Genomic DNA, 14252 nt, shown 5'->3' on the forward strand with positions numbered 1-14252 from the left:
ATTGGATATTAGCTATACAGTATACATATCCAATAAGGTATTTGGCTCTTAGACCTTGAATTGTTTAAAAAGTTTATTTAAATAAGAGAAAAAAATTGAAGTAAAATGGTACTTGTTTTTAAATAGGCTGAAAATGAACCAACTCTAATTACAGAAATTCTTTTTTATTTTTACTTTATTTAATTTTTTCCATGTAGAATGTTGGAAAGGTTGACGTGAAAATCGAAATAAACAGATATAATTTTTTGTTTTTTTGCAGAGCTTACTCTCAATATCAACATAGAGTAAGATTGTATTTTTGGTTTTAAAAGAATCGTGTAAAACCAAAGTTCCTCGATAAAAATTGGTTTTATTTTTTTCTTTTCTTGAATAAATTTTCACCTGTGTTTTTGGTATAATTTTTTCTTTTTCCTTATTCACAAGGTTCATTAACCCATCAAAATAAAACATCAAATTCTCTTCAAAAAAAACTGGTTTTGGTCGTTCTTTTAAGTTAATATTCCAAACAAAAGTATAGGTCCAAAACTCAGGACTTTCAATATTTCCCCAACCTTTAGCAAAGCGAATATCTTCATAACCTTCGTACTTAATTTCTGGCGCAAAATGGAACGGTAATCTAATCTTTTCTTTTGTCCAAGTAGAATCCGCTACCAAAATATCATCCACTTCTGTTTGCGAAAACATATTCACTGAAACAACCAACATTACAACTAAAAACTTTCTTAATATCATCTTTTTAATTTTGTTTTATAATCCGATTTCAACAATAAACCCAATGGCGTCAGAAATAGCTCCATCTCTCATTTTGCTAGTGTAATTAACATTCCAACGTCTTCTATCAATTTTAAACTTTGTTTTAAGTGTTTGATTTTTATAATCTAGTGTAGCTCTAAAGTTAATCGATTTTGTAATTTCTTTTATTGTAAAATCGGCCTCTATCCTAACAGTGTTATTTTCGTAATAATCTACTTTAGTAATGATCAAATAAGCTTTTGGATATTTTTTCACATCGAAAAAGTCTGGATCTTTTAAATGATCATCTAAGTTTTTACGTGCTTTTTCATTGTCAATATCAGTGCTTTTCAATGAATTCATATCAATAGTAAATTCACCACCTGTTATTTTCTCATTATTTTTAATAAAATGACCGTCAATAAAATTGATAGTTCCTTCATGGCCTCCAAAATAAAAGGTGTATTCACCTATCCATTGAATACTGCTTTTTTTTAAGTTAATAGGGAGTTTTTCTTGTGCTTTTAAACTATATATAATGTTTAAAAAACAAATAAGTGTTATGCTAATTTTTCTCATAAGTAATACATTTTGAAGCGAATCTAATAGAGAGAGTTTTGAAAAGTGTCAAAAAAGTGTCAAAGAAGTGCAACCCCTTGTAAAATCTGAGAAAAATATCGGAACTTTACTTACTAAATAAGAATAAAAAGTAACTACACTTGTGTCTAATTTTTTTAAAATAGTTTCATTTGAATGTCTTGCGACTTCAATCTATAAAGTCGATTTCGAAAATCGATTCTTCAATTCAGACATTTGTAATTTTTTTGTAATTTCCTCTGTAATAATTTATGAGTAGCAAACGGTTTTATATATATGGTAGTTTAGCAATCCTTCTTTTTTTAGGTGGTGTTTTTTCAAGCTTTAATCAGGACAATTCTGACTTTATTGAACGTGTAAAAATTGGGCTTCGTGAAGTCGGAAATAATTTATTATTATCAAATAATGATAGTACTTCACTAGTATTACCTGTAAAAGAAATAAAACCCAATATTTATGAGGTTTCTTTTGAAAAAGGACTAGAAATTGAGCCTGGTTTTTTGGTTAGTGAAATTAAAAAAAGCTTTAAAAAATCCGACCTTTCTAAGTTTTACAGAGTTGCTGTTTTAGAATGCATTATTGATGATGTTGTATATAGCTATGAAATGAAAGAAACCAATAAAAAAAGTATTGTGCCTTGCTTAGGAAGGGTTTTACCCAAAAATTGCTATAAAATTCAGGTTAAATTTACTGGCTCATCACCAAAGCTTTTAAGGAGTTCTTTTTATTGGTTTGGCTTTTTAGTAGTCCTGTTATTATTACTTTCAGAAGTCTATTTTAGGAAGAAAAATAATTCAGGTAAACTGGAAGAAAATCCTTCAAAAATTCAAATTGGAAATTATTGGCTACACCCAGATCAAAGTAAATTAATATTTGATTCTGAAGAAATTATGCTTTCAAATAAAGAGTGCGAAATACTAAGTATTTTCGCCGCTGCTCAAAATGAAATTATAAAAAGAGAAGAACTTTCCAAAAAAGTATGGGAAGATAATGGTGTTTTCGTAGGAAGAAGTTTAGATACTTACGTTTCAAAATTAAGAAAGAAGCTAAAACAAGATTCAGCATTGAAAATTATCAATGTTCATGGAGTAGGTTATAAGCTTGAAGTAACTAAAAGCTAAATAATTACCGTAAAAATATTGCTTATCAATTGAGATAACTTTTATAGCGTACAATCTTTCAAAAGAAAAAAGGTTCTACGAAAATAGAGCTTCGAAAAACCTTTAATTAAACATTAATTGGTCAAAAATTATATACAACATTTACCATTAACTATTGTTCCAAAAACAGTATTTCCATTTACAGGTACAGCGCAGCGATCATCATAACTTGCAAAATAATATCTATAACATCTTCCCGATGAAAGCATTCCTCCATTAACTGTTTGTTGTTCTGATTTATCTAGTATAGATCCTAAATTTGAAATATTTTTTAACATAGTACATATATTTATTGTTTATCAAAAATAAATAGGCATCCATTACTAAAGTTATCTATTTCCTAAATGCAGGGAAGTAATGTAAAATTGAACCCAAACAATTAAAATATGTAATTTAAGTATGTAGCAATAAACAAATCTATAATTTTGAAAAGCTTAAAATGGTTCTCGTAAAAATCTAGTAAATTTTCTTTGGTGCTTTTTTTTAAAGAATACCATGAAGTTGCAAAATCTTATTTCAAAATTTCTGAAGCTGATTAAAAAAAAGCTGTAAAACCAGAAAAACATGCCCTTTTCTAAGTTTTTGTCTTCAAAAAATGAAATTTCGATTTTAATATTGTTTTTAAACAGGTTTATCATATCACTAAACAAATCACCTTATGTGTTTTTAAAAACCGTTAAAATCACTATTTAAAAAAGTCAAAAAAATCGATATTTTTTATTTAAACAAAGCTTCGTAATAAGAAAAAAAAATACAGGTTTTTCAGTAAAAAAATTGTTAGATAAATAAAAAAAACAGGTCGTTCAAACTGAATTTGAATCAAAAATGGAGTATGAGGTGTCATAATTTTTTTTTAGCAAAATCTCAAAAAAATATGGCTCCAGCTTTTAGTATTGAAAAGCAGGTCGGTGACTTTTTTCACTAACTTTGTATCTAAAATTGAGAATAACAATTTAACAACATAATTTTATGTCAATATCAGATTTATATTCTAGCGGAAAACATTTACAAGAAATCGGTCATTTTGCAAGCATCGTAAAAATTGCAAAAATAGATAACGTTATTACTGAAGGAGAACAAAAGTTACTTGATAGAGCGGCAAAAAAGCTAAATATCAGTAGTGATGAATATGAGAAAATACTAAAAAACCCAGAAAAATACCTCGTAAATCCACCAGCCAGCTACGATGATAGAATTGAGCGTTTGTATAGACTAACAAAAATGATCTTTGCTGATGAAGAAGTTGACAGAGAGGAAGTAGATATTCTAAATAAAATTGCTGTGGCTTTACAATTTCCATTAGACAATGTTGAAAAAGTATGTGATGAAGCGATTCATTTAGTTCTAAACGACAATGATTTAGAGGACTTTACCAATGCTATTAAGCGAGTGAATTTGGACTAATTATACTAATTTCATAATTTATTAGTTATACTATAAATAAACCCCCGGATTTATGAGAAAAAGTTTCTTTGTTGCCGTTTTATTACTAATAACTAGTTCTATATTAGGACAAAACCTAAATGATTCTTGGCAAATAGGTTTTGGTGCAGGTATTACTAGATTCAGTGCTGATGATGCGACTTTTATTGGTGATGCAACTATTTTTCAGGTTCCACGTTTTAACATAACAATGCCTGTTGGTGATCGCTTTTCTATTGATGGAGCGGTTTCATTCAATACCATTGAAGATGTTGGTTTTATAAAGAATTCAGCCTCTTATTTTTCAATAGATGGATCGGTACGTTATAATTTTGACGCCGTTTTAGAAAGGTTTGCTCCATATATATTTGCTGGAGGAAGTGTGGTAGATTCAGAAAGAAAAATGACTCCTACCTTAAATTTTGGTGCTGGGGGAATTTATTGGATCTCTAACAGAGTCGGAATAAATCCACAAATTTATTACAAACATTCATTTGAAGGATATGAAAGCATGCGCTCTCATGTTCAAGGAACCTTAAGTATTATTTTTAGACTGGATTGGTTCAATTTATTTAAAAGTGGAAATCATGCGACCACCTCAGGTGGGTTGTGTTTCTAAATATTTAACTTACACTACAAAAAAAAGCGGCTTTTAGGCCGCTTTTTTTATTATTATAAATTACTTATTGCATTATTAAGTCGTTGAATGGTAGCTTCTTTACCAACCATTTCGATAATATCAAATAAATGTGGTCCTTTTAAAGCACCAACCAAACTTAAACGTAATGGTTGCATTACCTTACCAAAACCAACTTCTTTTTCAGTTATCCAAGCTTTTACAATCGTTTCAATATTTTCTGATTCAAACGTTTCTATCCCTTCAATAACAGAAATAAGTTCTTTCATTAAATCCGGAGTAGTTTCTTTCCACTGCTTTTTTACTGCTTTTGCTTCATACTCAGATGGGTTTTCAAAGAAAAAGCTCGCTAAATCCCAAAAATCTGAAACGAATACAGCTCTTTCTTTCACTAAAGAAACAACCTTTTCAATATAGCTGTTTTCGATTTTTAAGCCCTTTTTAGCTAATATTAATGCAAATGCACCAGATAACTCGCTATCTGATTTTAATTGCATGTATTGCTGGTTAAACCACTTTGTTTTTTCAGGGCTAAATTTCGCTCCCGATTTACTTACTCGTTTCAAATCAAAAACTTCTGTCAACTCTTTTAAAGTAAACAGCTCTCTTTCCGTTCCTGGATTCCAACCTAAAAAGGCTAACATGTTTATAAAAGCGTCAGAAAAATATCCATCTTCTTTATATCCTCTTGAAACATCACCTGTAGCTTCATTAAGATATTCTAGCGGGAATACTGGAAAACCTAGTTTATCACCATCTCTTTTACTTAACTTTCCTTTACCAACTGGTTTTAAAATTAAAGGTAAATGCGCAAATTTAGGAGCATCCCATCCAAAAGCTCTATAGAGCAACACATGGAGTGGGAGAGAAGGTAACCACTCTTCACCGCGAATTACATGTGAAATTTGCATTAAGTGATCATCAACAATATTCGCTAAATGATACGTTGGCATTCCATCAGACTTAAACAATACTTTATCATCTAAAGTACTTGTATTCACAGAAATTGTTCCACGTATTTCGTCCTCCATTACTAAAGTTTCATCTTTAGGAGTTTTAAAACGAATTACAAATTTTTCTCCCGCTTCAATTTTCGCTTTTACTTCATCAGAAGATAAAGCCAATGAATTTTGAAGCTTCTCACGATTATGCCAATTATAGATAAAGGTCTTTCCTTTTTCTTCGTGATTTTTTCTATGTGCATCTAATTCTTCAGCTGTATCAAAAGCATAATACGCCCAACCACTTGCAAGCAATTCATCAGCATATTGTTTGTACAGATCTTTACGTTCCGACTGACGATAAGGTCCAAACTTTTCATTTTTACCTGGGCCTTCATCAAATGGAATATTACACCATTCCAATGAATTGATAATATACTTTTCAGCATTAGCTACATAGCGTGTTTGATCAGTATCTTCAATTCTCAACACGAAAGTTCCATTATGCTTTTTTGCAAATAAATAGTTGAATAATGCGGTTCTTACTCCCCCCATATGAAGAGGTCCTGTTGGACTTGGAGCAAATCGTACTCTTACGTTGTCAGTCATTTTGATTAAATTCTTTTAAAAATCTGTTTTTAGAACTCATTGTTCCTTAGACGGCGCAAAGATAACTTTATCTTATGAACTCATTGCATGTTTTTGCTAATACCATTTACAAATTGAAATTACTGGTATCACGAAGTGATATTTAAAGTACTTATTAAAGGTTATAAGCTTACCCAATTGGAATACACCAAGATTCAGTAATATAACAATTGTTGATTTTAACTAAAAAAGACCTCCAAATGGAAGTCTCCTTTTATAAAGTATGTCTTTATTTTAATCTATAATTTGTAATATAAGCCAAGGCTGAATGCTGGTTTTTTAGCAACATTTCTACCTCCAAACGCGCCACCAATTCCGGCATTTGCACCAAACTTGTCATTAATTTCTCCAATTAACTTTAATCCAAAAGCCGCATAACTCTGATTATTAACATATAATCCTGTTAAAGCATTGCTCGTTGGAATTACAGTTTCGCCATTTTGAAAAGAAGCAACACCATCTAAAAACCCAGCTACCCATAACCAATCAATGGCTTTATAACCAAGCTCTCCACCTAGTTTGTAGGCACTACTATAGTCATTAGTTCTGATATCTACTCCAGTAAAAGCTTGAATATACCAATTGTTAAAACCTCTTCCGACAAGTACTAAAGGGGTAATTGTCCATGCATCGTATCCAGTACGAAGACCTGTTGCAGCGTTATATGAACCAGTATTTGCTTCAACTCCTACTTGTCCAGAAATCAACCATTTTTTATTGTAAAAATTATGTTTTACACCTAATTGAATATTCCCTAAAGACGATTCTGATCCTTCAGGAATTATAGCAACATCAAGAGTAGGGTTTCCTGATTTCACCATTTTAAAAGGAACATTAGCAAACAAAGTAGTTTTATCCGACACACCATATTCTGCATAAAGCTGTAAAGTATTGTCTGTAATTTCTCTATCGGTTCCATAATCTGGATTCCCAAAAAGCTCTGTGTAGTTCGAAATACTTGAAAAAGATAATTGAAGATATGCTTCATTTTTCTTTTTAGTCCAAGGGCTTTGAGCAAACAAAGTTCCTGTAAATAGGAGTGCAATAATGATTTTTACGTTTTTCATCTGTATATTTTTATTGGTTTTCTAATATTCTGAAGACTTACTAATGCTTATTTTAAAGGTATTAATAATATCTTCTATTCAAAGAATAACAGCATTAAAACAATGCCTTTAGGTTATTTATTTCTTAGTAGTAGTAGGTAGGATATGCTTACAAAAAATTGTTTGTAATGGTTTACTGTAAATGTAGTATTTTTATAAGTTATATGATAACCAATTATTAACAATATTATCAAGTAGGTTTTTCTTATTAAAATGAGCTAAAAGGCCAGTTGATATCATGGAAATAATAGTTGTTTATTAAAACTTGAACAACTCAAAACACTAAAAGCTAAGGAATTGAATAAAAGAGAACGGTTTAGAATTAAGATGCTTAAGTACAAAAAACGACTTAAAGTATTAGGTCTTAATGAAAAAGAAGGTAATTATTATAGCTACCGATCGCATGGCAGACCTTGCAGTTGTTGGTTATGTAAAGGCGAAAGATTTAGTAGAAAAATCAAACATAAGAAAGGTAATAACTCAATAAAATTTCAAGATTAACTCGATGGAAGTATTTGAAAAAATAGAACAAAAATTACAACAATTTAGTAAGAAATATTATACCAATGAACTTATTAAAGGTACTCTATTGTTTATATCGTTAGGGTTAATTTACCTTTTTGTTACCTTGTTTATTGAACATTTCTTATGGTTAAAAACGAGCGCTAGAACATTACTGTTTTGGTTATTCATATCGGTAGAAGTTCTCTTATTAGTGAGGTTTATACTTTTTCCAATTTTCAAATTAGTGGGATTAAAAAAAGGTATTTCTACAGAGGAGTCTTCGAGAATTATTGGGGCTCATTTTCCTGAAGTAAAAGACAAACTAATTAATGTTTTACAGTTAAAAAATCATTCTGAGCAATCGGATTTACTTTTGGCTAGTATTTCTCAAAAATCAGAAGAGTTACAACCAATTCCATTTACAAAAGCCATTAATTTCAAATCGAACTTAAAGTATGCGAAATATGCATTAATACCTCTTTTTATATGGGGAATAAGCCTTCTTACTGGAATAAACTCTAAACTTAATCAAAGTTTCGAACGTGTAATGAACCCTAGCAAGGCCTATACACCACCAGCTCCTTTTTATTTTATTCCAACGAACTCGGACTTTAGTGTTATCAAAGGTAAATCAATCACTGTTTACTTTGAAACTAAAGGAGAAATTGTTCCACAAGAGTCAAAAATTCATTTCAACAACCAACAATATTACATGCATAATGATGGAAATGGATTGTTTTCTTACACCTTCAACAATGTTCAAACTCCAATTTCATTTTTCGTAAAAGCTAATAAAGTGGAATCAAATTCTTATTCAATTAGACTAATCAATACTCCTTCGATTCAAAATATTGTCTTAGAGTTAAGATATCCAGGTTACTTAAGAAAGAAAAATGAAATCATAAAAAACCTAGGAAACATCAATGTTCCACAAGGAACATTCATCACCTGGAAGGTTAAAACATCTGAAACAGATAGTGTTGCCTTTACAAGTAATGAAAAACGAACAAATTTTATCAAAGATTCAAAAGATGAGTTTTCGTTAAAGAAAAGAGTTCTTAACTCAATGAGTTATCAATTATCAACTTCAAACCAAAACTTAAAAGATTATGAACAATTGCAATTTTCCATACAAGTTATAAAAGACGAAAACCCAAATATTAATGTTCAATCAAATATTGATAGTATTTCAAGAGGTAACGCGCAGTTTTTTGGACAAATTTCTGATGATCATGGAATTTCAAAATTAGAACTAGTTTACGGAGAAGAAAATAATACTCAAAATATTAATAATCAAACAATTAACATAAACAAAGAAGCTATTCAGACCTTCTTTCATGAGTTTCCAAATAACTTAAAATTAAAAGAAAAAGTCAATTATGAATTGTATTTCCAGGTGTATGATAACGATCAAGTAAATGGTGCTAAAAAAGCGGTTAGTCAGAAGTTTTATTATCGTCAAAAATCAGTAACCGAATTAAAAGAAGAGCTTCTTAAGGAGCAAAAAGATCACATAAACAAGCTTGAAAACTCTCTTGAAAAGCAACAAAACAGTAAGAAAGATCTTGAGAAAATACAATTAGAGCTTCAAAACAAGAAAAATATAAGTTGGAGCGATCAAAAAAACATAAAAGATTTGATAAAGCGTCAAGAGCAATACAAGCAAATGATGGAACGTCAAACAGAAAAACTACAAGAAAACTTTGAAGAAAAAGAAGAAAACACTCCTACTTTAAACGAAAAAAAGGAAAATTTAAAGAAACGAATTGAAGAATTAAAGAAAATTGACAAGCAACAAAAACTTCTTGATGAACTAAAAGAGCTTGCTGATAAATTGAAAAAGGAAGACTTAATTAAGAAAACAAAGGAACTGGCTGAACAAAATAAACAGAAAGAACGCAGTTTAGAGCGTATTCTTGAAATGACAAAACGTTATTATGTCGAGCAAAAGATGAATCAAATTACTGAAAAACTTAATGAGCTTTCAGAAAAACAAGAAGAATTATCTAAAAAGGATAATACTACTGAAGAACAAAAAGAGCTAAATAAGGAATTTGATGATTTGAAAAAAGATATTGATGAGCTCGAAAAAGATAATGAAAAATTGAAAGAACCAATGGATATTCCATCCATGGAAGAAATGGAGAAGCAAGCTGAGCAAGAAATGAAGAAATCGCTAGAGAATATGGAGCAAAACAACAGTTCTAAAGCGAAAAAAAACCAGAAAAAAGCTGCTAAAAAGATGAAAGAAATGAGTCAAAGTATGCAAAATTCTATGCAATCTATGAGCGCCGAAATGGAAGAAGAAAACATGGAAAGTCTGCGTCAAGTACTGGAAAACTTGGTTACTTTTTCTTTTAATCAAGAAGATTTAATGAATGAGTTTTCAAATACGAACGCCGCTCATCCAAATTTCGGAACTAATATCAAAAAGCAGTATCAATTAAAAACATATTTCGAACATATTGATGATAGCCTATTTGCATTATCAATGAGAGTTCCAAGTATAAGTACTAAAATTCAAGAAGAATTAGCAAATGCTCATTACAACATTGATGAATCTCTAGACAACTTAGCCGACAATAAAATTACCATTGGTGTATCCAACCAACAATATGTAATGACTTCAGCAAACACCCTTGCTGATATGCTAAGTGATACGCTTGACGCTATGCAAAATCCTCAACAAGGAATGGGGCAAGGAAAAGGAAAGGGTGGTAAAGGAGATTCTTTTAGCTTACCAGATATCATTCAAAAACAAAATGATATTATGCAAAAAATGAAAGAAGGAATGAAGCAAAGTGAAAGTGGTAAACCAAAAGACGGTAAAGGAAAAAAGGGTGAGAAAGGAGAAAAGGGTGAAAAAGAAGGCCAGCAAGGAGAAGGTCAACAAGGTGAAAACGGCGAACAAATGGATGGTGAATTATATAAAATATTCAAAGAACAATCACAGTTACGTCAACAACTCCAAGATGCCATAAAAAATGGTAAAGATGGCAATGGTAATGCTAAAAAAGCCTTACAACAAATGGAAGAATTAGAAAACAAGATACTTGAAAATGGTTTTAATCAAGAAAACCTAAAAAGAATGCAAGCTTTAAAATACGAACTATTGAAACTGGAAAAAGCTTCTTTTGAACAAGGTAAAAAACAAGAACGAAAATCAAACACAAACATTAACGAATATAAAAACACCAATAAAAAGGAATTAAAGTTTAAGGAGTTGTTTTACAATCAAACAGAGATATTAAATAGACAATCCTTACCTTTGCAGCAGAATTACAAACAAAAGGTTAAACAATACTTTACAACTACAAAAAAGGAAGAAACACCTAAGAATTAACCTTGACAGCAACTATTATTTAAGATACAACATTGTTACTACTATATTTTTAATGATACAATTTAATTACGAAACAGATTTTAAATTAAACGACGAAGCAAACACCAGTTCTTGGATACAAGAATGTATTCAAAAGGAAGAAGGATCTTTGGGAGAGATTAATTACATTTTTTGTGATGATGATTACTTACATAAAATCAACGTAGAATTTCTTCAGCATGATACTTTAACTGATATCATTAGTTTTGATTATTCGTTAGGAAAAGAAGTTAGCGGAGATATTTTTATATCGATTGAACGTGTTAAAGAAAATGCTTCTCTTTTTAATGTTCCTTTTGAAAACGAACTTCATCGGGTGATTATTCATGGTGTTCTCCATTACTTAGGTTTTAAAGATAAAACCGACGAAGAAAAAGAAATGATGAGAGGAAAAGAAAATGAGTGTTTAGAAATTTTAAATAAAATATAACCGAGTTCCACGTGGAACTGAAATTTATAAAATGAGTTTATATAATACCATATACGACGTTATTGTAGTAGGAGGAGGACACGCAGGAAGTGAAGCCGCTGCGGCCAGTGCTAATATGGGAGCAAAAACATTGCTAATTACAATGAATTTGCAAAATATAGCCCAAATGAGTTGTAATCCAGCTATGGGAGGAATAGCAAAAGGACAAATCGTTAGAGAAATTGATGCTTTGGGTGGATACAGCGCAATTGTTACTGATAAAACTGCTATTCAGTTTAAGATGCTCAATAAATCAAAAGGACCTGCTATGTGGAGTCCAAGAGCACAATCAGATCGAATGCAGTTTGCTGAATGTTGGAGAACCATGCTTGAACAAACTGAAAATTTAGATTTCTATCAAGACTCTGTAAACGGATTATTATTCGAAGGTAACCAAATTTCTGGGGTTAAAACCGCATTAGGATTACATATAAAAGCAAAGACAGTAATTGTAACAGCAGGAACCTTTTTAAATGGTTTGATTCATATTGGAGAAAAAACTTTTGGTGGCGGTAGAGCAGGAGAAGGGGCTTCAACTGGAATTACAGAAGATCTAATGGAAAAAGGTTTTGAAGCCGGAAGAATGAAAACAGGAACTCCACCTCGTGTTGATGGAAGATCATTAGATTACTCTAAAATGACTGAACAACCAGGTGATGATAATCCTGAAAAGTTCTCGTACTTACCTGTTACAAGACCCTTGCAAAAACAACGTTCTTGTTATTTAACCTATACCAATCCAGAAGTACATGATTTACTACGTGAGGGATTTGATCGTTCACCAATGTTTAACGGTAGAATTAAATCAACCGGACCACGTTATTGTCCTTCTGTAGAGGACAAAATAAATCGTTTCGCTGAGAAAGAAAGACACCAAGTTTTTGTAGAACCGGAAGGATGGAATACCGTAGAAATTTATGTAAACGGATTCTCTACCTCTTTGCCTGAGGATATCCAAGATAAAGCTATACGATCTATCCCTGGTTTTGAAAACGTAAAGTTCTTTAGATATGGATACGCTATTGAATACGATTATTTCCCGCCTACACAATTAAAACATAATTTAGAAACAAAACTTATCGAGAATCTCTTCTTTGCTGGTCAAATTAATGGAACAACAGGTTATGAAGAAGCAGCTGCTCAAGGGTTAATGGCTGGTGTAAATGCCGCTCTAAAAACTCAAAATAAAGAACCATTTATATTAAAAAGAAGTGAGGCTTATATTGGAGTTTTGATTGATGATTTAATCACAAAAGGAACTGAAGAGCCATACAGAATGTTTACTTCAAGAGCGGAATACAGAACCTTATTAAGGCAAGATAACGCTGATTTAAGGCTTACAAAAAAGTCTTTTGAACTAGGATTAGCCTCACAAGAAAGATTAGATAGGGTAGTAGAAAAAGAACAAAAGACAGAAAGTTTAATTAGCTTCCTAAAAGAATTAAGCGTTTCAAAAGAAGAAATAAACCCTATTCTTGAAAACAAAAAACTAGCTTCTATTAATCAATCGATGAAGCTATATAAAATCGCTGCACGCCCTCAATTAGTTTTTGAAGACTATCGTAATATTGATAAATTAAAATCTTTTATTGAAGAGAATAATATAGATGAAGAAATTATAGAACAGGTAGAAATTCATTTAAAATATTCTGGATATATAGAAAAAGAGAAGAATAACGCAGATAAACTAAACAGATTAGAAAACGTTCCAATACCTTCTAAATTCGATTATAGCAAAGTAAAATCTCTTTCTTATGAAGCAAGAGAGAAGTTAAGTAAAATACAACCTACTTCAATTTCTCAAGCCAGTCGTATAAGTGGAGTATCTCCAAGTGACATATCAGTACTACTCGTATATATGGGTAGATAACTATAAAATTACAGCTTTTTAAAAACGTTCCATGTGGAACGTTTTTTTTATACCCATTATTTCACATAACAAATTACGATAGTCAATAAGTAAAACAAGTCAAAACATGCATAACCTCTATCATTCAATTTGTGAAAATATACGAGGTTTCAGCAGATCCTCAATTAGCTTTTAATAATTCCCGAAACACACATAAACTAAATCATTTATTAACGAGAATAACATAGACGACGAAATTACAGAACACATATAAATTAATTTAAAATATTCTGGCTATATAGAAAAAGAGAAAAACAATGCAGATAAACTAAACAGATTAGAAAACGTTCCAATACCTTCTAAATTCGATTATAGCAAAGTAAAATCTCTTTCTTATGAAGCAAGAGAGAAGTTAAGTAAAACACAACCGACATTAGTTTCTCAGGTCAGTTGTATTAGTGGGATATTTATAAATGACACATTATTACTGCTCGTATATATGGGTAGATAACTGCAAAATTATATCTTTTTAAAAACGTTCCATGTGGAACGTTTTTTTCACACCTAATATTTCACATAACGAATTAAGATAGTCAATAAGTAAAATAAATAAAAGCACACATAACCTCTATCGTTCAATCCATGAAGACATTCAAAGTTTCATCAGATCCTCAATTAGCTTTTAATTAAACGCGAAACACAGATAAGCTGAATTCTTTATTGACTAGAATAACATAGACAAAGAAATTATAGAACACGTAGAAATTCATTTAAAATATTATAGCTATATAGAAAAAGAAAAGAA

At 30.7% G+C, this 14252-nt stretch carries 11 protein-coding genes and 1 pseudogene; 7 read left to right on the plus strand and 5 right to left on the minus strand.

Annotated features, from left to right (window positions below; genetic code table 11):
* Positions 1-144: 144 nt before the first annotated feature.
* On the minus strand, positions 145-732 hold the full coding sequence (locus tag ACKTTV_RS00175) for a hypothetical protein (protein ID WP_408028779.1): 588 nt from the start codon (positions 730-732) through the stop codon (positions 145-147).
* A gap of 15 nt (positions 733-747) precedes the next feature.
* A complete protein-coding gene (locus ACKTTV_RS00180; RefSeq protein WP_408028780.1) occupies positions 748-1311 on the minus strand; it encodes a YceI family protein in 564 nt (187 codons plus the stop codon).
* 269 nt (positions 1312-1580) lie between these two features.
* Here ACKTTV_RS00180 and ACKTTV_RS00185 point away from each other — a divergent pair, with 269 nt between their 5' ends.
* Positions 1581-2450, plus strand: coding sequence for a winged helix-turn-helix domain-containing protein (locus ACKTTV_RS00185; protein ID WP_408028781.1), 870 nt, complete (start codon positions 1581-1583; stop codon positions 2448-2450).
* A gap of 128 nt (positions 2451-2578) precedes the next feature.
* Here ACKTTV_RS00185 and ACKTTV_RS00190 read toward each other — a convergent pair whose 3' ends face one another.
* Positions 2579-2767 carry a hypothetical protein gene (locus ACKTTV_RS00190; RefSeq protein WP_408028782.1) on the minus strand — a complete coding sequence of 63 codons (189 nt, stop codon included), beginning with the start codon at positions 2765-2767 and terminating at the stop codon, positions 2579-2581.
* Between the two features lie 691 nt (positions 2768-3458).
* Here ACKTTV_RS00190 and ACKTTV_RS00195 point away from each other — a divergent pair.
* Both ACKTTV_RS00195 and ACKTTV_RS00200 read left to right on the plus strand, forming a co-directional pair.
* A complete protein-coding gene (locus ACKTTV_RS00195; RefSeq protein WP_408028783.1) occupies positions 3459-3893 on the plus strand; it encodes a tellurite resistance TerB family protein in 435 nt (144 codons plus the stop codon).
* Positions 3894-3945: 52 nt separating this feature from the next.
* A complete protein-coding gene (locus ACKTTV_RS00200; RefSeq protein WP_408028784.1) occupies positions 3946-4530 on the plus strand; it encodes a transporter family protein in 585 nt (194 codons plus the stop codon).
* Positions 4531-4583: 53 nt separating this feature from the next.
* On the opposite strand, the gene gltX is transcribed toward ACKTTV_RS00200, so the two are convergent.
* Positions 4584-6098 carry a glutamate--tRNA ligase gene (gltX, locus tag ACKTTV_RS00205; protein ID WP_408028785.1) on the minus strand — a complete coding sequence of 505 codons (1515 nt, stop codon included), beginning with the start codon at positions 6096-6098 and terminating at the stop codon, positions 4584-4586.
* A 278-nt stretch (positions 6099-6376) separates the two neighbouring features.
* Complete coding sequence (locus ACKTTV_RS00210) at positions 6377-7204, minus strand: transporter (RefSeq protein ID WP_408028786.1); 828 nt, start codon at positions 7202-7204, stop codon at positions 6377-6379.
* Between the two features lie 544 nt (positions 7205-7748).
* Here ACKTTV_RS00210 and ACKTTV_RS00215 point away from each other — a divergent pair.
* From ACKTTV_RS00215 to ACKTTV_RS00230, 4 genes and pseudogenes are all read left to right on the plus strand, one after another.
* Complete coding sequence (locus tag ACKTTV_RS00215; RefSeq protein ID WP_408028787.1) at positions 7749-11090, plus strand: DUF4175 family protein; 3342 nt, start codon at positions 7749-7751, stop codon at positions 11088-11090.
* A 52-nt stretch (positions 11091-11142) separates the two neighbouring features.
* Positions 11143-11559 (plus strand): rRNA maturation RNase YbeY, encoded by a 417-nt coding sequence (ybeY, locus tag ACKTTV_RS00220; protein ID WP_408028788.1) that lies wholly within the window; start codon positions 11143-11145, stop codon positions 11557-11559.
* A gap of 31 nt (positions 11560-11590) precedes the next feature.
* Positions 11591-13468: a tRNA uridine-5-carboxymethylaminomethyl(34) synthesis enzyme MnmG gene (mnmG, locus tag ACKTTV_RS00225; RefSeq protein WP_408028789.1), complete on the plus strand. Its 1878-nt coding sequence runs from the start codon at positions 11591-11593 to the stop codon at positions 13466-13468.
* Between the two features lie 202 nt (positions 13469-13670).
* Positions 13671-13958 (plus strand): annotated as a pseudogene (locus tag ACKTTV_RS00230) (tRNA uridine-5-carboxymethylaminomethyl(34) synthesis enzyme MnmG); the annotation flags it as partial.
* Positions 13959-14252: the final 294 nt, after the last annotated feature.

Origin of the sequence: Tenacibaculum xiamenense (assembly GCF_964513065.1) — a bacterium.
In the GTDB taxonomy this organism is placed as follows: Bacteria; Bacteroidota; Bacteroidia; order Flavobacteriales; family Flavobacteriaceae; genus Polaribacter; species Polaribacter xiamenense.

Excerpts from the sequence above, each read along its gene's own strand:
- mnmG (WP_408028789.1), top strand. The coding sequence starts at position 11,591 with ATGAGTTTATATAATACCATATACGACGTTATTGTAGTAGGAGGAGGA.
- ACKTTV_RS00210 (WP_408028786.1), bottom strand. The coding sequence starts at position 7,204 with ATGAAAAACGTAAAAATCATTATTGCACTCCTATTTACAGGAACTTTG.
- ACKTTV_RS00215 (WP_408028787.1), top strand. The coding sequence starts at position 7,749 with ATGGAAGTATTTGAAAAAATAGAACAAAAATTACAACAATTTAGTAAG.
- ybeY (WP_408028788.1), top strand. The coding sequence starts at position 11,143 with ATGATACAATTTAATTACGAAACAGATTTTAAATTAAACGACGAAGCA.
- ACKTTV_RS00185 (WP_408028781.1), top strand. The coding sequence starts at position 1,581 with ATGAGTAGCAAACGGTTTTATATATATGGTAGTTTAGCAATCCTTCTT.
- ACKTTV_RS00200 (WP_408028784.1), top strand. The coding sequence starts at position 3,946 with ATGAGAAAAAGTTTCTTTGTTGCCGTTTTATTACTAATAACTAGTTCT.
- gltX (WP_408028785.1), bottom strand. The coding sequence starts at position 6,098 with ATGACTGACAACGTAAGAGTACGATTTGCTCCAAGTCCAACAGGACCT.
- ACKTTV_RS00175 (WP_408028779.1), bottom strand. The coding sequence starts at position 732 with ATGATATTAAGAAAGTTTTTAGTTGTAATGTTGGTTGTTTCAGTGAAT.
- ACKTTV_RS00180 (WP_408028780.1), bottom strand. The coding sequence starts at position 1,311 with ATGAGAAAAATTAGCATAACACTTATTTGTTTTTTAAACATTATATAT.
- ACKTTV_RS00195 (WP_408028783.1), top strand. The coding sequence starts at position 3,459 with ATGTCAATATCAGATTTATATTCTAGCGGAAAACATTTACAAGAAATC.
- ACKTTV_RS00190 (WP_408028782.1), bottom strand. The coding sequence starts at position 2,767 with ATGTTAAAAAATATTTCAAATTTAGGATCTATACTAGATAAATCAGAA.